The organism is Rhodococcus sp. NPDC059969 (genome assembly GCF_042738325.1).
In the GTDB taxonomy this organism is placed as follows: domain Bacteria; phylum Actinomycetota; class Actinomycetes; order Mycobacteriales; family Mycobacteriaceae; genus Rhodococcus_F.
On the sequence record NZ_JBHWUF010000001.1, the window covers coordinates 944760 to 963221 of the forward strand.

The following is an 18462-nucleotide window of genomic DNA, read 5'->3' on the forward strand; positions in this document are numbered from 1 at the left end:
GCATGAATGGTGGGTTTCCGAGGGCTGGTTATTGGCTAGTCCTGAGGGAGCAGACACGGAAGTATCAACACTTGAATAGCCGGCCAGTCGGACTGCGGGAGGTGGCTCGATGACGACCCCTGTCCGCACGGATCGGCCTTCGTCAAAACAGCGTTGGTTGGCGCGCGCGGCATTTGCGGCGTTGGCCTTGTCGGTTGGGGTGCTTCTGACCTTCGCCGGCTTGAAGACCCTGACGATGCTGCTCCTGGGGATCGGCGGCGTGATTGTGTGCGTCGTGGCGGTGTACTGGTTTCTGACGACCCGCGGGTTTCTGCGCTGGATCTCGTTGGCGGTGGCGGTACTGACGCCGATCGTGGTGCTCACCTTCCTGGTCCGAGAACGCCTCCTGTGGGTGGTGCTGCTCGCGATCGGGTTGTTCGTCGTAGCCGGTATCTGTGCCCGCGCCGCCTTGGAAGGGGAGGAGAAGGAATTGCCGGTGGTCGAGCGACCGGCACCGCCGCCCACCAAACCGTTCCTGGTGATGAACCCGAACTCCGGCGGTGGCAAGGTCGAGAAGTTCGACTTGAAACGCAAGGCCGAGGAACTGGGTGCCTCGGTTGCACTGCTCGAGGGCCCGGAGAAGATCGATGTGACGGCATTGGCGAGGGAGGCGGTCGCGGACGGCGCCGATCTGCTCGGCGTTGCCGGTGGTGACGGGACGCAGGCACTGGTGGCCGCTGTCGCGGCCGAACACGATCTGCCCTTCCTCGTCGTCAGCGCCGGGACGCGCAACCACTTCGCAGCCGACCTGGGTCTCGACCTCGAGGATCCGTCACGATGCCTCGACGCACTTGTCGACGGCGTCGAGGTCACGGTCGATCTGGGGAATGTCGGCGGTAGAACCTTCGTCAACAACGCATCGTTCGGTGCATACGCCGAGGTCGTCCAGAGTCCGGAATACCGCGACGCCAAGACCAGCACCTTCCTGCAGATGCTCCCGGATCTGCTCGCCGGACGTGCCGGAGCGGTACTGACTGCCCGCTCCCCGAGCGTGTCCGCGATCGGGCCCCAGGCGGTGTTGATCAGCAACGGACCGTATGAGATGAACGACTTGGCGGGGCTCGGCCATCGCCCGCGTTTGGACCGGGGCACTCTCGGGATCGTCGCGATCTCGGTTGTCAGCGCCCGTCAGGCCGTCGGGTTGCTCCATCGGGCGCATCAGCACGGGCTGGCCCAGGGCACCGGATTCGAGGTGATCATCGACGCCGACACCGATGAGATTCCGGTCGGCGTCGACGGCGAGGCTCTCGTGATGCCAACTCCCGTCAGGTGCACAGTCAGCCCACAGGCACTGCGGGTCAGAGTCCCCCGAGATCGTCCGGGCGTCCGTCGACCCAGGCATGCCTGGGATCTGGTCCGGTTGCGAGAGTTGGCGAAGTTCACGAAATCCGGCGCATGACCTGGCCGACGGCCAGCACCCCTTGTGGATCATGCGTGTTCGCCAATGCGCTGAGCCAGTGGGCGGTGTCCTCGTCGTAGGTGCGGGCGATCTTCTCCGGGTCGATGCTGGGCGCGAAGTTGGGCAGAGCATGCCCGTTCGTCCATGGTGCCATCGCTCGACCGAGAGCCTCGGCGTGCGGGACTACAGCGTCGATCATCGGCGGGGCAAGAACTCCGACGGTGAACAACGTGAAGGCGGCATCACGATGGCAGAAAGCGCTGCGGTGCTTCGGTTCCCGAGCGAGGGCGCCACCGAGAAGGCGCAGTTCGACGACGGTTTGAGGTGAACCGGATCCGGAGCCGGCAGCGGACAGCAGTGCGTCGACGGCCTCGTGTGACAGCTCGGTCGTCAATGCCGTGGATTCGTGCGTCGGCATCGGGTCGACAGGATCGGCGTGCACTGCCCCGATGGCGGCATACGGCAGTACGCCGGCTGCGTCGATCAGTGGTGTTGCGACTGACCGGATTCGGTCGAGCAGTGCCTTTGCATCGGATTCCTCGGCAAGACTTGCGAATCTGACCGCGAAAGTGAGTCTGCCGGCCAGCGGCGGCGGAACCTGTGGAAGCGGCGGAAGTTGCAGAAAAGCGATCGAGGTCGAACTGTGCTCAGGCAGGTCGGCGCACCAGTCCAGCCAGGCGTGCGCAACTGCGCTTGCGTCTGCGCCGTCGAAATAGAGCGCGCCACCGTAGAAGTGGGTGAGGGGTATCAGGTCGATCTCGACGGCTGTGACGATGCCCAGAGTGGCTTTTCCGCCGCGCAGCCCCCAGAACAATTCGGCGTGTTCATCAGGGGTGACATGAATGAGTTCGCCACTGCCGGTGACGATGTCGAATGACCGGACGTGATCGGAGGACAGGCCGTACGTGCGCACCATCGGGCCGATGCCGGCGCCGGTGAGGAAGCCGGCGACGCCGACGGTGGGTGAAGAACCCGCCAGTGGCGCCAAGCCGTGGGGAGCGGCAGCGTCGATGACGTCCTGCCAGATCAAGCCCGCGCCGATTCGGGCAGTGCGGTTTTCGGGGTCGATGACACACTCCGTGAGCTTGCCGGTGTGGACGAGCAGAACGTCATTGCCGAGAGGGACAGCGCCGTGGCCGGTGCGCTGAACACCGACGCGCAGGCCCAGCTTCGCCGCGAATCGCACAGTGGCGGCAATGTCTTGCGCGCTCTCGACTGCCACCACAGCGCCGGGAGCGACCGGAACCGCAACATTCCACGGAGTCGCCAACTCGTATCCCGTCCCACCCGGCAGGGCAACAGAGCCAGCCACCTCTGCGCGCAGTGATTCGACAGCTGCGTCGAGCATGGGGGTTTGAAGGTTCATGGTCTTCCTTCCTCATCTGTGTTTCGGTTGTAGAGGAAGACTGCCCGAACAGGCTTGGCTGGTTCTTGACGTGCGTATTCGAACGGATCCAAGTTTTATCCAAGTGCAGATTCGCAGCTCAGAGCGATATCGATCGAGCCCGTGCAGCTACGCCGAGCATGCCGAGTGCCTCCGATTCGGTCGCCACTTCCGCCAGCTCCCGTTCACGTTCGGTCGACGGCTCTCGAAGTTGGGCCCGAAGCAGTCGGCAGCGCAGCAGTGTTGGTGCTCCGCCGGAATCGGTGGCGATCATTTCTGCCTGTCCCAAGAGAGTCGATGCCTGTTCGACGCGATCCAGAAGTGCATGGAGTCGCGCGGAGGCTTCGGCGACCGAGCCCAGCTCACCGACGTGGCCTACCGTTGCGATGCAACCGATGTGTGGAGCGAGAAGGTCGATGAACGTATCGGCATATTCGATCAGTTCCAGATCTGCCACGACGCGCGCAAGTAGTGTCTGGTGCCCCAGCGTGGTCCACGTCTGCGGCCCTCGATTGATCAGCCACTTCTTGATGCCTTCGGAAGCGGCCTCGCGCTCACCTCGGGCCGCATCGATGGCAATGACCCACGAATCGGGTTCCACGACACCGGGATCAGATTCGGCCAACGCACCTCGCTCCCATTCCAAAGTGTTGAACGCCAGGTCGGCGCTGCCAGCCGTGTACAACTCCGTTTGCAGATGGATCTGCCTGGCCGTCTCGTACTGTCGCCGAGCTTGCGTGAAGTCTCCGTGCCACTCGGCGAGAGTTGCTTCCATCCAGCGTAATTGGACCCGAACAACCGGGAGCCTCAGTAGTTCGCAGCCGATGATCCCCTGCCTGACGTGTTTGACAGCGGCATCGACGTTTGCCAGATTCATCTCCGTCATGCTCGCGACGGCGTGTGCGACGACGCTGTCGACACGCGATTGTTGGTGTGGCAGTTCGGAAAGCTCGTGCAGTAGACGCATCGACTCGGCGCTGTGCACCGCGACACCGGAGAAAAGCAGAATCCGTCCGAGTAGGGCGTCGGCGATCACATCGGGATCGTCGAGTGCGCGAGCGCCGTCGAGAGCACGGGCGCTCCACCGATTCGGGATCTCGGCATCGGGGTGGTAGCAACTGCCCACCGCCAGGGCGGCAAGAACCCTTGCGTGAGCGGCTCTGTCGTTCTCGACCAGTGGCTCCACCGCCGCGAGCCGTTCGAGCAATGGTCCCGGATCGGTACCGTAGGAAACCCACGGCCAGGCACCGGCAGCCCGAAGCAATGCGCTCGCCAATCGTCCGACGGCGGAGGTCCGCCCTTCCCGAACAGCCTCGAGGAGACCGGCATTGACGACGTCGAGAACTGTCTGCCCTCGACCAGCCCGGGCGAGGGCCTCGACTCTGGCCACCAACAGGTCGTCCCGATCGTCAGCGGATTGCCGGTACACCGGGAGCAAGTCGAACGCGTGGACAGCGGCCTCCCACCACTCGGCCGCGGTTTCGGAGCTCCATCGATCGGTCGCGTCCTGCGCTGCAGCCGTGCACGCCTCCAGAACGGCGAGTGGATCGACCAGGGGAAGGGCCGACATCAGATGTTGTGCGCGACGGCTCAGTCGGTCCGGATCGGAAGAGTTTTCAAGCACTTCGGCAACTCGGGCGTGTATCCGCTGGCGCCGAAGCGTGGGTATCGCTTCGAGTACTTCGTCTCGGAGAAGTCCGTGAGCAAAGACGTAACCACCGATTGCCGGGTCCGCGACGATGATTCGTTCATCGGCTGCCGCATCGAGATAGTCGGCGAGAGTGTCGACATCGAGACGGGCGGCCGCGGCCAGCGTGTCCATCTCGATGGCGTCGCCGATAACTGCGGCCACCCGAAGGCACTGCAACACTACCGGTTCGACGGCGGATAGACGTCGGCCGAGGACGGATCGAACCGCGACGGGGATGCTGTCGCCGAGTCGCTCGTTCCTCGGAAGCCTGGAGTACTCCGAGACGAACAGCGGGTTGCCGCCGGTTCGTTCCGCCAGGGTTCTTGCCTCCGCCTCGTCGAGTGTGTCCCCGGAGACGCAACTGGCAAGGGTTGCCACCTCGGCCTGGACGAGCGCGGGCAAAACCATGGTTCGATTTCCTTCGCCGTGGAGTACGGCGTCTTCGAACTTGCGCACCGCCGGAACGACTTCCGAGTCACGGAGCGTCGAGACGAACCAGACACTGGCACTGGACATTGCGCCGACCAGGTAGGTCAGGCAACGAAGGGACGTGGGATCTGCCCATTGAATGTCGTCGATGACGACGGTCAACGGTGCATCGGTCGCCGCAGCTTCTATGGTGGTGCGAACCCGTTCGTAGACAGCAAATCTCGCTTCGTCCGGATCGATGTCGGTCGGCGGCGTCAGTACGGCGTCTGCGTCGGCGCCGAGTTCGCGAATCAGTCTGCGAATCGGCCACCATGGCGGCGTTCCGTCGTCTTCCGGGCAACGTGCCCAGACGGCGGCTCCTTGGATGGACGTTGTTCTCGACGAACACTCTTCGGCGAATCGGGTCTTGCCGATGCCGGCGGGACCAGTCAGGATCAACCAGCGGGGCGAGCCCCGGCGGACGTCGTCGAGCATCTTGTCGGCGACACCCGTCTGTGCCGCGCGCCCGACGAACAACCGTGAGGAATTCGTCTCGGGCATGGCTGTTACGGCAGGGGGAGAAGTCGGGACCGGAACGTCCTCGGCCCCCGTCCATCCCGGAGTGCGCGGCCAGGCGACCAAACCCGGCTCGTGGCGCAAGATCGCGCCTTGCAGTGCTGTCAGCTCTCCGCCGGGCTCCAGTCCTAGCTCGGCGTCGAGCCGAGACGCGTGTAATTGAAACTGCTCCAAGGCTTCCGGTGATCTGCCTGCCCGGTGCAGGGCAACCATTCTCAGCCAACAGGTCCGGTCGCGGAACGGGTATTCGCTACATAGTTGAGCGGCGTCGACCAGTGCGGGTGCCAGGCGGCCGAGAGCAAGAAGTGCCGTTATCCGAGTCTCGCGACATTCGGTCCGCACTTCCTCGAATGCCGCGGCCTCCATCTCCACCCAGTGTGCGTCGTTCAGATCGTCGAGGAGTTGCCCGCGGACCGAGTCGAGGGCTCGGTTCGCGGCTGTCAGTGCGTCCTGCCATTGGCCGTCCTCTACGTTTCGCCGTGCGGCTTCGGCGTCTTCGAGAAACACCGACAGATCGACCTCTGCGGGAGCGACGTCGAGAACGTAGCCGGGTGGTTGGCGCACTATCGGTGACGCCGCGCCAGTTTCGACGCGCAGTGCTCGGCGCAGGTTGGAGATGTACGCCTGGATACTTGCCATCGCGCTGGCCGGCGCGTTGTCGTGCCAGAGAGCGTCGATCAACCGGTCGGTGGAGACGACGCGTCCACGGTTGAGCAGTAGGACGGCGAGGACCGTTCGTTGTTTTCGTGGGCCCAGATCGATCACGTCGCTCGCCGCTGGTCCCCGCACGACCTCCAACGGCCCGAGCAGTCGATAGATCATCCGTATCCCCTCGTACCTGCGGATGCAGGACGGTTCGATTCTAAGGAGTGAAATTCATACATGCAGGACAAAACGGTCAACTAGTTGTCGACAGCACCTGCTCGGATTCCTCGGAAAGCGTCTGGTTGACGCCGGTTTTGCGCAGCGTCGCCGCACAGACCAACGCACCGAGCGCGGCGACGAAGGCTGCGACAAACAGTGCCAGCCGAAGTCCATTGACAAAGTCGTCCGGTGATCCGCCGGGCAGCATCGACTGCGCCGGAAGGAAGGCCCCGAGCGCAGCAACACCAACTGCGATGCCGGTCTGTCGGAACGCGTCGTTGATCCCTGCAGCCAATCCTGAATGGTTCGAAGTACTTTCGCCCAGAACCAACCCACTCATGACGGGGTTGAACACCCCGGCTCCCACGCATGCGACAACAAATCCGGGAAGTATCGCGTACGGCGAACTTGTCACGTCGACGACGGTCATCATGACCAGCCCCACGGAGACGAGTAGAAGCGAACACGTCAACGAGATCGAGACGGGGATGCGTCCGTCCAATTTTGCGGTGGCGCCAGCGACGACGAACATCGCGATCGTCGCCGGCAGATAAACCAGGCCTGCGTTCACGGGGGACAGATGCAGCACGTTCTGCAGGTAGATCGTCGTGTAGACGAAGACGGCGAACAGGGAGGCGGAGATCGAGAACGCTGCTATCTGCGCTCCGGCGAAGGCGCGATTGGCGAGCAGATGCGGGGGCAGCATGGGCTCGGCAGCTCGATGTTCGTGCAGGTAGAAACCGATCAGGGCGGCCCCGGCGATCACCGCGGCGATCATCGACTCGGGTTCGAACCATCCGGCCTCGTTGCCGCGCAACAATCCGAAAACCAGAGCTGCCAGACCCGTGGACACCAGAATTTGCCCGAGTACGTCCGCTCCGCGAGGTCGAGGATCGCATGATTCGGGAACCCACCGGACAGTCAATGCCAGGGTGATCAGCCCGATCGGAACGTTGATCAAAAAGATTGCGCGCCAATCCAACATCTCGGTAAGCAGCCCGCCGACCAGTGGGCCGACCGCAAACGCGCCGCCGATCGTGGCGCCGTAGGCAGCCAAGGCAGTTGCGCGCTGGGGTCCCTTCTCGAACACGTCCGCCAGCAAGGCAAGTGAGCAGGCGAAGAGCACTGCGCCGCCGATGCCCTGAGCCGCCCGCGCGATGTCGAGGACCCAGATGTTCGGTGCCAATGCGCAGATCAGAGATGCCGTGGTGAACCACAGAATGCCGACGACGAAAACGTGGCGTCGACCCCGTCTGTCCGCCCACGACCCGGCACTCAGCACCGCCGTCGCCAATGCCAGCGTGTACGCGTCGATCACCCATTGCAGGGCGCTGACACCGGTATCGAGATCGGATGCGATCGACGGCAGGGCGGTGTTGACGACGGCGATGTCGAGCATGAGCATTGCGGTGCTCACGCATACCGCCACCAGGGTTGCTCGTCGTACTGCGGTGTTTCGTACTGCGGTGTTCGGTGCGGTCATGGCCCGTCCTGATGTGTCGAAGGAGTGTGTACTCGTAACACCCTGCGCCCCGGCACTTGGGACATACCGGGCGAAATGCTTGGAGCCCGCATGGTCGATAACTGCCGTGTTACTCGGAAACCGTCACTACCCGCTCGGTCGAATGCGCACTGTCCCAACAGTTAATCTCTGGTCATGGAGATCAGCCAGTGGGTGCGACGGGTGTTGGTGGTGGAAGACCAACCACTCATGCGTGCACTCGTCGGTGACGCGCTCACCCACGCCGGGTTCGTGGTTCATACCGCCGGATCGGCGGTCGAAGCGCTCACGGAGTTCGACGGATTCGATCCGGATCTCTTGGTCACGGACATCGACCTGGGTGTGCGGCCGAACGGCGTCGATCTCGCGAACATCGTCACCGTGAAGGCTCCGCATTGCGCGATCGTGTTCCTGACCAACTACCCCAACGCATCGACGGCGCCAGGTTCTGCGGGTGTGCCGCCGAAATCGCTGTTCGTGGACAAAGCGGCTGTCCAGTCGGCAGATCAGTTGATCGGTGTAGTGGAGGCGGCATTGACGGAAACCGAACCGCCGACAGGCACCGGTGATAGGGATTCGCCCTTGTCGAGCCTAACGCGGTCACAGCTCGATCTTCTGCGTTACATCTCGCTCGGCTGGTCGAACAGTGCAATCGCAGCCCATCGTGGGTCCTCGATCCGCGGGGTGGAGAAGCTCATCGCGCGCACCCTCGAGAGCCTGGGGTTGGCGCACGATTCGTCCACCAATCCGCGAGTGCTTGCCGCGAGCATCTTCATCCGTCATTTCGGTGTACCCGAAGAGATAGGTGTTCCCGAAGTGACCGGTGTTCCCGAAGTGACCGACTCGGCGTGAACCTGCGCGAGTGGTGGCTTCGGCTCGGTGATCGGAACATAGTCACCAAGTGGTCGTGGATTCTGACGCTGCCGTTCGCGGTGACCGTGATGGCCAATTACTACCTGTGCACCGGGGTCCGCGAGGTCGGTGCGATGGCGGTCGGCGCCTTTGCGACCCACTGCGTTGTCGGGGTGATGCTGCTGATTGCGAGGGCCGTCCTTACAACGCACCGATCGCAGTTCGCAGCCCTGGCCCTGTTCACAGTGATCGGTGCGATCCGCCCGTTCGTCCTCGACGCGATCACCCGCGCGCTCGAACTCCCCGTCGACCCCAGACCGATGCTCGTCCGGGTTGCGCTCAACGTCGTGTGCAGCGTTGTTTTCTTGTCGTTGATCGCCGTATTGGTAGGTGCTCTCCGTGACCGCGTCGCGCTGCAACGGAGTTTGAAGGTTGCCGGGGCCGCCGTCCAACTCCAACAGGCCCGGGATCGATTCCGTCTCGACCAGACCCGTGCGCAGTGTCGGCGAGAGCTCGAGCGCAGCATCGAAACAGTCATGCACACGGTTGCTGAAACGGAACTCGAGGGAGCGCGCGGGGCAGCGCTCTTGCAGCGAATCTCCGACGACGTGGTTCGCCCGATGAGTCATCGGCTGTTCCGGGAGATTCCCCCGATCGAATCACCGACGCCGATTGTGCGACTGACGGCGAGGGATCGATTGATCGGCGTCGTACGTAGCGTTGAACCGGCGCCACTGTACGTACCGGTGTTCGCGTATACGGCACTGGTGACCGTCTACCTGCTCGGAACGTACGGCGTGACGTTCACGGCGGTTCAGATTGCCGTCGGTTTCTGGCTCTTTGTCGGTGGCAATGCGTGCGCTCGCCGAGTTGTTCGCAGCGGAGACGGCCCTCTGAGACGGATCGCGACTCTTTTAGCGGTGTACTGCTCGAGTGCGCTGATCAGCAGTACCGTGACGTGTCTGCTCCTGACTGTCTCCGGCCGTACCCCGACTTTCTATCTCTCGTCGATGGCTGTCTACCCGTTGGTTGCGCTGTCCGTCTGTCTGATCAGGGCTGCGGATACACAGCGTCAGGACGAGGAGCGTCAACTCCGCAGTGCCCTGAGCCGGCAAGCGCGCGATGCAGCTCGTATCCATGCCGAGCTCATGCACACCCGACGTGGACTGGCCAGGCTGTTGCACTCGTCGGTGCAGGGTGAACTCGTAGCGGCCGCATGGTCTTCGGGCACCGTTGCCGGTCGTCGAGTCGATGTTGCGGCAACCATTGCCCACATTCTCGACGGGGTGGAAAGCGACCTGTCTGCGTCATCCGATCAGCCGGCTGACTCCGATGCCCGAAAGCATATCGATGATCTTGTCACGGTGTGGCGCTACGCAATTCCGATCGTCAGTCACGTCGACGACGAAGTCTGGACGGTGATTGGATCAGGCTCTGCTCGGCTCGACAGTGTGGTGGAGATTCTGTCGGAGGGACTGACCAACGCCGTGAAACACGGTGCAGGAGGGCCTGTCTTCCTCGAGGTGGCACTCTCGGATGCTCGGGCGGTAGCAGTGCGGATCAGTTCGCCGGGTCGGTTGCCGGTGACACGGGACTCCGGGATCGGGCTTGAATCGCTCGCCGGTACGGTATCGTCCCTCGAACTTGTCGAGGAGGAAGGCCGGGTGGTCCTCACGGCTGTGCTTCTGTGACACCGTGAGTGGCAATGTCGTGGAGGCCGAACGTTTCGCCAGCGGCCGGATTGGTCGCTTGTACGGTCGCAGAAATGGAATCGATTACTGCGCAGCTCATCCCACTCGCCACCGGCGTCGTCATCAGCCCGATTCCTCTGGTTGCGATCATCGCGATCCTGCTTTCCACTCGGGCGAAGGCAAACGCTTTTGCGTACACCGCGAGCATTGTTCTGGCGGCGGCTGCGATTACAGCAGCCACGGCACTCTCGACCACCGGAGTGGAATCGAAGTCCAGCGGCAGCGCGCATACCGTCCAGACGGTGTTCGCCGTTGTGTTCACTGTCGGTTTTCTGGCGCTCGCTTACTCGAGTTGGCGTAGCCGTCCGAAAGACGATGCCGAGCCGGCGATGCCGTCGTGGCTGGCGCAGATCGACTCGATGCAACCGGCCAAAGCTGCGGTCCTGGGACTGTTGTTGACCGTACCCAACGCGAAGAACCTGCCACTCGAACTCAAGGCAGGTTCGATCATTGGTGGCGCGCACCTCGGCTGGGTATCCGTGGTCGCGTACTCCGTTCTGTTCGCGGTCGGGGCGTCCATCGCCTTGATCGTTCTGTCAGCCTTGGCTGCCGTGCCCTCGGCGAAGGTGACCGATGCACTGAGCGCCACCAAAAGCACTCTGATCCGCCACAATGCGGCAATCATGACCGTTTTGTTCCTGATGCTGGCAGCATTGGAACTCTCGCACGTTGTCGAAGCCCTGTCGAAGTAGCAACTTGTTTTCGAGGAGAAATCGAATGACGATCACCCCCAGCGAAGCGCCGGTAGTCGAGACAACGTTCGGGCCGGTTCGAGGATCGACGAAAGGCGCGGTATCGAGTTGGAAGGGTATCCGCTACGCGGCGCCTCCGGTCGGTCCACTGCGATTTCGTGCACCGGTTCCGCCGCAGCCGTGGACCGAGATCCAGGACGCAACAGAATTCGGACCGTGCGAGCCGCAAAGTCGACTCGCGATGATCCCGCTCGGCGAGAATGTTCCGATGGACGAAGACTGCCTGTTCCTCAACGTGTGGGCGCCGGGTCCCGTCGGTTCTGAGGCTCCGGGTAAACCCGTCATGGTCTGGATTCACGGCGGCGCGTACTTCCGCGGCGCATCCAGCCAACCACTTTTCGACGCAACCACATTGGTAGAAAACGGTGACGTTGTCGTAGTCTCGATCAACTACCGGATCGGTGTATTCGGCTTCGTCGATTTCTCGTCCTTCAACTCGAGTGAACATACCTTCGAACCCAATGTCGCGCTCCGCGACATGATTGCAGCACTGCAGTGGGTACAGGACAACATCGCGGCTTTCGGTGGCGATCCGAATCGAGTGACGCTGTTCGGTGAGTCGGCAGGCGGCGGCGCCGTGACGACGCTGATGACCGTCCCGTCCGCGCGCGGCCTGTTTCATCGCGCCATCGCCGAAAGTTCGCCCGCCACTTCGGTATACGGGAGTGAACGCGGCGAGATCGTCGCGAAGCTGTTTCTCGAGATCTTCAGCGGCGGCGGCGATCTGGGCCTGTTGCGGTCTACGTCCGCCGAAGACTTGGTTGGGCCTTCGGACGAGTTGTTTGCTCGCGTCCCGCAGGAGACGCCGGGAACTCTTGCGTTCGCGCCTATCGTCGACGGTGATCTGCTCCCCGACTACCCGGTGCGAGCGTTCCGACACGGCAACGCACACCCGATTCCGCTCATCATCGGGACCAACAGGGACGAGTCTTCGCTATTCCGGATGATGAAGTCGCCGTTGATGCCGATCGATCCCGTCGTGATCACGTCGATGTTCGCCGAGATCGCCGACGAGCATCCAGGACTCGAACTACCCGATCATTCCCAGATCGAAGGGGCATACTCGGGGCTGTCGAAGCTGGGCGCCGGCCTCGGTCTGACCCGTGACTTCGGATTCCGTCTGCCGACACTGTGGATTGCCGAGGCGCACAGCAAGATTGCACCGACATGGTTGTATCGCTTCGACTACGCGCCGCCGATGCTCAAGGCGTTGAAGATCGGTGCGACCCACGGCACCGAACTTGCCTACGTCTTCGGCAACATCAATCACGGAGCGCGGGACATCACCTACAAGTTGGGTGGGCTGAGCGCGGCGCGTCATGTATCGGAGCGTATGCAAGCGAGGTGGTTGGACTTCGCCAGAGCTGCAGGCGATTACGCCGCCGGGACTGATCGTGAACTGGGTACAGATCCAGGGTGGCCAGCGTACGACACTGACCGACGTGCGACGTTGTTGATCGACAAGCACGATGCAGTCGTCGCTGACCTCGACCGCGAGATCCGGGAGGCGTGGGGTGACACGGTGATCGCATTCACCTGACGGGTCCGACCGAGCCCAGTTCGGCGAGATAGTCCGAGACAGGTCCCGCAGTGAGCATTCCGCTTCCAGCGCCGGCAATTTCGGATGCGGCAGACAGGAGTGCCGCTCGGGCTCGCTCCTTGACTCGGCTGTCGCCGACTGCAGTCGCCGCAGCAGCAGTCAGGCACCACAGTGCCTCGGAGAGTAAATCTTTAGGCGGGTCTGGCAATGCGTCGACTGCCTGGGCGGCCTCGTTCACCTCTCCGTGTGCGAGAAAGAGGTGTGGCCGGGCCCAGGGTTCGTACGGGCCCCACTGCGTCGTGGCGTCGAACCTTGCCGGCAAACCGCGCCACACTCGGAGTGACAGAATTGCGAGAGGGAGTATTCCGTCCTCGAGTCCGGGCATGCCGGAATCGGAAAGGTTCACCGCCGCAGCTTCGTACAGCTTCTCGCAGTGCGCGGTTTCCGCGCCGGTAGCGGCCGTTCGCATTGCGCGGAACCAGGTGGTGAACACCGCTGCCAACGGCCGTTCGTGACGTCCAGCCAATCGGTCAACTGTCTCGGCATGTAGCTCGGCTGCATCGAATTGCTCCAGTGCGCCGAGGGCTTGCATGCGGATCAGATGGCCGAGGATCTCGAAGGTGGCCAGGCCGTGTCGAACGGAGAGGTCTACCAGTTCACGGCCGATGCTGTCGCGCTCGGAGGCCAGACCGGTAGTCCAGAACGTCTGCATGAACAACCCGTTCAGGGCGAACGCCAAGAGTCCTGGATCGTCGAGAGCGCGACCGATCTGTACTGCAGCACGGGCACATTCGATCCCGCGATGATCGGACACTCCGCGCGATTCGAGTGCGATCGTCGCCAACAGTCTGGCCCGAGCGGGTTCGTTGCCGTCCGGAAGGCGATCGAGGGTGCGCTGTGCGGCCTCGACGATCCGCGCAGCCTGCCGAGGATCGTCGGATCGCGTCCAGATTCCGGGCACGTCGTAGTTGCCGATGATCCGTGCGGTGAGTTCGACATCGTCCAATTGTTCAGCGGCGCCGATGACTGTCAGTCGCTGGTTTCGGGCAGTCTCGAGTCCGCTTCCGCCGGCAACTGCCAAACTTCGGAGGAGGCCGACGGTTGACTCCAATCTCGATTTCGATCCGGCCGCTACGGTCCTGTCGTACGCTGCCGAAACCTGAGTGAAGATCTGTTCTGCCCCTACAGGATTCAGGTGCGTCTCCCGGCGGAGAATGTCGGACTCGAGGTCGTTCAGTCGTGGACCGGGGTCGATGCCCAACTCTTCGGCGAGTAACTTTCGTGCGCGACGTAGGACTGCCAGAGCATCGCCCTGACGGTCGGAGCGGTACAGTGCGAGGGCGAGTAATCGCCAACCCTCCTCTCGCCAAGGGTGTTCCGTCACGTGGGCATCCAGATCGGGAATCGCTTCGGCGGCTTGCCCGAGATCCAGTTGGGTGGACGCCAAGTGTTCGACGGCCGTCAGACGCAGTTCCTCCAAGCGTGATCGCTCCGTTCGGACCCAAGGCTCGTCGGCGAACTCCGCGTAGGCCGGCCCTCTCCACAGCTGCAGCGCGGTTCGGAGCAGTTCGAGTGCTTGCGCCGACGTCGAATCGGCGGCCTCACGCACCAGCCTTTCGAATTCCCAAGCGTCGACCGCGTCGGGTTCCGGCTTGAAGGCGTAGCCAGGCCCTTCGGTCACAATGACTTTCGGCTTCGTCCGCGGCGCACGATCCGGTTCGAGTGCGCGCCTCAGCGCGGAAACGAACGTACGTATTGCGCTGGTCGCCCCGGCCGGAGGATCGACCCAGAGGTCGTCGACGATCACGTCCACCGGAACGACACGTCCGCGGGTGACGATCAGACGAGCGAGGACCGCTCGGTGTCGTGGGCCCTTCAGATCGATCTGGTGTGAAGACTCGTTCCACGCGACCACGGGTCCGAGAACTCCGAAAAATGTGTGGTCTCGCATTTCCCCACGCTATCGCGCTCATCGAACGCTCATCGACTCCGGCGAGGCTGATTGCCATCACCCCGACTTGCAATCACCCCTACAAACGAGAGCGACCGATGACGATCACCATTCCAGGCTTCGAGTGCCAGCAGATTTCTACAACAGACGGGGTGCGGCTCAACGTCGCGGTCGGCGGAAGCGGGACACCACTCGTGCTTCTCCACGGCTTCCCCCAGACTCACCTCATGTGGCGTCACGTCGCGACCGCATTGGCGTCGGATCACACCGTCATCTGCCCAGATCTGCGCGGATACGGAGCCAGCGACAAACCGGTCGAGGAAAACGCCGACACCTACTCCAAAAGAACAATGGCTACCGACATCGTCGAGGTGGCGAAGAAACTGGGACACGAGAAGTTCGCCCTCGTCGGCCACGATCGTGGCGCACTGGTTGCCATCAGAGCGGGGTTGGATCACCCAGATGTGATCACGCATCTCGGTTCGTTGGACGTGCTCCCCACCTTGGATATGTGGGACATCCTGCACGGGTCGAATGCCGCTGTTGCATTCCATCTGTATCTCATGGCTCAGCCGCCCGGTCTCCCCGAGCAGATGATCAGCGCCAGCGCCGACGCGTTCTTCGAGTACTTTCTCGACGCATGGACGCAAAACCGCGAGGCGATTCCGGCTGACGTGCGGGCGGAATACCTGCGCGCCTCACAGGAGGCGGTGCCGTCGATCGTTGCCGATTACCGGGCGTCGGCAGGCATCGATATCGAACACGATCAGGCCGATCGCGATGCGGGCAACCAACTGCACATGCCGGTCACGGTCATCCAGCAGGACTGGGGTTCGATGCTCGGTTACGACGCCGAGGCCCTGTGGAAAGCGTGGGCGCCCGATCTCGAGCACCGCACGCTGTCCGCTGGTCACTTCATGGCGGAGGAGGCGCCTGCCGAAGTGGTCGACGCGATCCGTGCCCTGCTGAAGAGGTAGTCAGCGCTTGACCCCGGCAGCCAAGTCGTCGACGAGGACCTTGGCAGTCAAGGCGTATCCCGCAGCCTTGTAGTAGTCGAACGGAATCACGCGACCGGCCTGTGCGGCGGGCAGGCGCTGCCACGTCGGCGAGGTGTACACGCTGCCGGAGGCGCTGCGATCAAGGGCGAAGATGACGTCGGCCTCCTCCAAACGATTGAACTGCTCCGACCCGAGCATCACGCGAAGGTCGGGGCCTTCACGGAGCACCTCGAACCCGAGGTCCTCGGCGACGGCGGTGCGGAAATCGTTCTGGAACCACGCGATCTGATCCTCCGCGGCGGCCACGAAGGCAACCTTCTTGCCGGCCATGAGCGGTTCGACGGTCGGGCGGACCTGAGCTACGTGGGCGTCGTACTCGGCGAGTACTTCTTCGGCGCGATCGCTGCGCCCGATGCCGGTGAGGAAGTCCGACATGACCTTCCGCCACTCCGGGGTGAAGTCCTTGCCGACGGGGAGGACCGGTGCGATCTGCTGCATCCGGTCGTTGCCGTACGACCCGGTGTCCCACCAGCCTGCGCTGAGGACGAGAAGGTCGGCGCCGAGGGTCGAGATGTACTCGAAGTTGGGATCGGAAGCACCTTCGGCGAAGATCTCGACACCCGTAGCATCCGGGACCTCACGGCGCAGGTGTTCGGCTGCGCCGGTCGGGTAGGCGGTCACCGGGTATCCGGCGAGGATCGACAATTCGAGGCCGTCCCGAGGGTCGAGGGCAACGACGTTCTGTGGGTCCGTCGGAATGATCAGCTTCTCGTCGCCGCGAGTGAACTCGAAGGTCTCCGCGTTCTCGGGCGTCGAACTTTCCGTGCTGGCGCAGGCGGCGAGAAACGCGGTCGCAGCGACGCCCGCGCCGACGCCGAAGAAACCGCGTCGCGTCAGGTTGTCCACGATCGCCCAGTAATCGCGATCGGTCGTGGAGGGAGAAAGGAGTCGAGTCATGCTTGTTAGGTTAGCCTTAGGGGCTGGCTTCGGGAATGCTGAAACAGCTCCCGCGAGCGCCAAGAAATACGGCGAACACGCCAGCGTGGAGAGTGTTGTCGGCGTCACCTGACTGTCTGATTCACAACCCACTTTCGTCCTCTGACGTGCATGACGTCACAACCGGCCGCCTCCTCGATCGCGATTTGGCCCTGATCGCGCCGACTATGCTGAGTTGACCAGCAGTACGATTTCGGAGGTTGCAATGCAGATCACCAGCGTCGGCCACGCAGGATTTCACATCCAGACCGAGGCCGGATCCATCCTGTGTGATCCATGGGTGACCCCGACGTATTTTGCGTCCTGGGTGCCGTTCCCCGACAACACCGAGTTGGACTGGGACGCTCTCGGCAACTGCGATTACCTCTACGTCTCGCACCTGCACAAGGACCACTTCGATCCGAAGAATCTGATCGCGCACGTCAACAAGGACGCCACAGTCCTGCTCCCCGATTACCCGGTGCCGGACCTCAAGCGTGAGCTCGAGAAGCTCGGCTTCCACAAGTTCTTCGAGACCGAGGATTCCGTCAAGCACACCGTCAGCGGCCCCAAGGGCGACCTCGACATCATGATCATCGCTCTGCGTGCTCCCGCGGACGGTCCTATCGGTGACTCGGGCCTCGTCGTGTCGGACGGGGAGACCACCTGTTTCAACATGAACGACGCCAGGCCGGTCGACCTGGACCCGCTGACCGACGCCTTCGGGAAGGTCGACATCCATCTGCTGCAGTACTCGGGCGCGATCTGGTACCCGATGGTCTATGACATCCCGAAGGGCACCAAGCGCAACTTCGGCAAGCAGAAGCGTCAGCGTGGCATGGACCGCTGCCGTAACTACATCTCTCAGGTCGACGCTGCCTGGGTTGTCCCGTCGGCCGGCCCGCCGGTCTTCCTCGACGACGACCTGCGCTACCTCAACGACGATCACGGCGACGAGGGAAACATCTTCCCCGACCAGATCACGTTCCTCGAGCAGATGCGCATCAACGGCAACGATCGTGGTCTGCTGATGATCCCCGGCTCGGCCGTCGAACTTCGCGGAAGCGAGAAGGTCGCGCTGACGCATCCCATCCCGGACGCAGACGTCGACAAGATCTTCTCCAACAAGGCCGAGTACATCGAGAAGATGGCGCAGAAGATGGCCCCGGTCATCGCCGCGCAGAAGGCCACGTGGGCTCCGGCCGAAGGCGAGCCGCTGCTCGACGGTCTCAAGGCCAAGTTCGAGCCGATCATGGCTCAGTCCGATCTCATCTGCGACGGAATCGGCTACCCCGTCGGACTGGTGATGGGGGAGGAGACCGTTGTGCTCGACTTCCCGAAGCGGATCGTTCGTGAGCCCATCGACGGAGAAGGCAAGTACCGCTACGGCTTCCGCATCGCTCCCGAACTGGTTCGCACTGTTCTGCGTGACGACGAGCCCGACTGGGTCAACACCATCTTCCTGTCGACGCGCTTCACCGCGTGGCGCATCGGTGGCTACAACGAGTTCCTCTACACGTTCTTCAAGTGCCTCACCGACGAACGCATCGCCTACGCCGACGGCTGGTTCGCCGAGGCCCACGACGACAGTGCGTCTATCGAGCTGGGCGGGTACGAGATTCAGCGTCGTTGCCCCCACCTCAAGGCTGATCTATCGAAGTTCGGCGTCGTCGACGGCACCAACCTCACCTGCGATCTACACGGCTGGCAGTGGGATCTCGAGACCGGCCGCTGCAAGACGTCCAAGGGTCACGAGCTGCGCACCAGCAAGCTGAGCTGAAC

12 protein-coding genes are annotated in these 18462 nt (G+C 62.9%); 7 read left to right on the top strand and 5 right to left on the bottom strand.

All coding sequences use genetic code 11. The features are described from left to right. Positions 1-109: 109 nt before the first annotated feature. Positions 110-1438, top strand: a complete 1329-nt coding sequence (locus ACFWAD_RS04300) for a diacylglycerol/lipid kinase family protein (RefSeq protein ID WP_378541648.1) — start codon at positions 110-112, stop codon at positions 1436-1438. Here ACFWAD_RS04300 and ACFWAD_RS04305 read toward each other — a convergent pair. From ACFWAD_RS04305 to ACFWAD_RS04315, 3 genes are all read right to left on the bottom strand, one after another. Further along, positions 1419-2804, bottom strand: a complete 1386-nt coding sequence (locus tag ACFWAD_RS04305; RefSeq protein ID WP_378541650.1) for an FAD-binding oxidoreductase — start codon at positions 2802-2804, stop codon at positions 1419-1421. The genes ACFWAD_RS04300 and ACFWAD_RS04305 overlap by 20 nt on opposite strands. Before the next feature lie 118 nt (positions 2805-2922). Then, positions 2923-6318 carry a BTAD domain-containing putative transcriptional regulator gene (locus tag ACFWAD_RS04310; RefSeq protein WP_378541652.1) on the bottom strand — a complete coding sequence of 1132 codons (3396 nt, stop codon included), beginning with the start codon at positions 6316-6318 and terminating at the stop codon, positions 2923-2925. Positions 6319-6394: 76 nt separating this feature from the next. Beyond that, on the bottom strand, positions 6395-7843 hold the full coding sequence (locus ACFWAD_RS04315) for an MFS transporter (RefSeq protein WP_378541654.1): 1449 nt from the start codon (positions 7841-7843) through the stop codon (positions 6395-6397). A 174-nt stretch (positions 7844-8017) separates the two neighbouring features. On the opposite strand from ACFWAD_RS04315, the gene ACFWAD_RS04320 reads away from it, so the two are divergent. From ACFWAD_RS04320 to ACFWAD_RS04335, 4 genes are all read left to right on the top strand, one after another. Further along, positions 8018-8713 carry a response regulator gene (locus tag ACFWAD_RS04320; RefSeq protein WP_378541656.1) on the top strand — a complete coding sequence of 232 codons (696 nt, stop codon included), beginning with the start codon at positions 8018-8020 and terminating at the stop codon, positions 8711-8713. After that, a complete protein-coding gene (locus ACFWAD_RS04325) occupies positions 8710-10404 on the top strand; it encodes a two-component system, sensor protein (protein ID WP_378541658.1) in 1695 nt (564 codons plus the stop codon). Before ACFWAD_RS04320 ends, ACFWAD_RS04325 begins: the two co-directional genes overlap by 4 nt. A 74-nt stretch (positions 10405-10478) precedes the next feature. After that, positions 10479-11156 (top strand): GAP family protein, encoded by a 678-nt coding sequence (locus ACFWAD_RS04330; protein WP_378541660.1) that lies wholly within the window; start codon positions 10479-10481, stop codon positions 11154-11156. Between the two features lie 25 nt (positions 11157-11181). After that, positions 11182-12756 (top strand): carboxylesterase/lipase family protein, encoded by a 1575-nt coding sequence (locus ACFWAD_RS04335; RefSeq protein ID WP_378541662.1) that lies wholly within the window; start codon positions 11182-11184, stop codon positions 12754-12756. Here ACFWAD_RS04335 and ACFWAD_RS04340 read toward each other — a convergent pair. After that, positions 12749-14707: a BTAD domain-containing putative transcriptional regulator gene (locus tag ACFWAD_RS04340; protein ID WP_378541664.1), complete on the bottom strand. Its 1959-nt coding sequence runs from the start codon at positions 14705-14707 to the stop codon at positions 12749-12751. The two genes, ACFWAD_RS04335 and ACFWAD_RS04340, sit on opposite strands and share 8 nt — an antisense overlap. Positions 14708-14805: 98 nt before the next feature. Between ACFWAD_RS04340 and ACFWAD_RS04345 the strand changes: the two genes are divergently transcribed. After that, complete coding sequence (locus ACFWAD_RS04345; RefSeq protein ID WP_378541666.1) at positions 14806-15684, top strand: alpha/beta fold hydrolase; 879 nt, start codon at positions 14806-14808, stop codon at positions 15682-15684. Here the strand turns inward: ACFWAD_RS04345 and ACFWAD_RS04350 are convergent, their stop codons facing one another. Further along, entirely contained in the window at positions 15685-16662 is a 978-nt protein-coding gene (locus ACFWAD_RS04350; protein WP_378448311.1) for an ABC transporter substrate-binding protein, read from the bottom strand. Between the two features lie 244 nt (positions 16663-16906). Between ACFWAD_RS04350 and ACFWAD_RS04355 the strand changes: the two genes are divergently transcribed. Next, complete coding sequence (locus ACFWAD_RS04355) at positions 16907-18460, top strand: MBL fold metallo-hydrolase (protein ID WP_003942885.1); 1554 nt, start codon at positions 16907-16909, stop codon at positions 18458-18460. The last annotated feature ends 2 nt before the right edge of the window (positions 18461-18462 follow it).

Coding starts and splice junctions, on each gene's coding strand:
- ACFWAD_RS04340 (WP_378541664.1), bottom strand. CDS start 14,707: ATGCGAGACCACACATTTTTCGGAGTTCTCGGACCCGTGGTCGCGTGG.
- ACFWAD_RS04315 (WP_378541654.1), bottom strand. CDS start 7,843: ATGACCGCACCGAACACCGCAGTACGAAACACCGCAGTACGACGAGCA.
- ACFWAD_RS04330 (WP_378541660.1), top strand. CDS start 10,479: ATGGAATCGATTACTGCGCAGCTCATCCCACTCGCCACCGGCGTCGTC.
- ACFWAD_RS04350 (WP_378448311.1), bottom strand. CDS start 16,662: ATGACTCGACTCCTTTCTCCCTCCACGACCGATCGCGATTACTGGGCG.
- ACFWAD_RS04300 (WP_378541648.1), top strand. CDS start 110: ATGACGACCCCTGTCCGCACGGATCGGCCTTCGTCAAAACAGCGTTGG.
- ACFWAD_RS04335 (WP_378541662.1), top strand. CDS start 11,182: ATGACGATCACCCCCAGCGAAGCGCCGGTAGTCGAGACAACGTTCGGG.
- ACFWAD_RS04310 (WP_378541652.1), bottom strand. CDS start 6,318: ATGATCTATCGACTGCTCGGGCCGTTGGAGGTCGTGCGGGGACCAGCG.
- ACFWAD_RS04345 (WP_378541666.1), top strand. CDS start 14,806: ATGACGATCACCATTCCAGGCTTCGAGTGCCAGCAGATTTCTACAACA.
- ACFWAD_RS04355 (WP_003942885.1), top strand. CDS start 16,907: ATGCAGATCACCAGCGTCGGCCACGCAGGATTTCACATCCAGACCGAG.
- ACFWAD_RS04320 (WP_378541656.1), top strand. CDS start 8,018: ATGGAGATCAGCCAGTGGGTGCGACGGGTGTTGGTGGTGGAAGACCAA.
- ACFWAD_RS04305 (WP_378541650.1), bottom strand. CDS start 2,804: ATGAACCTTCAAACCCCCATGCTCGACGCAGCTGTCGAATCACTGCGC.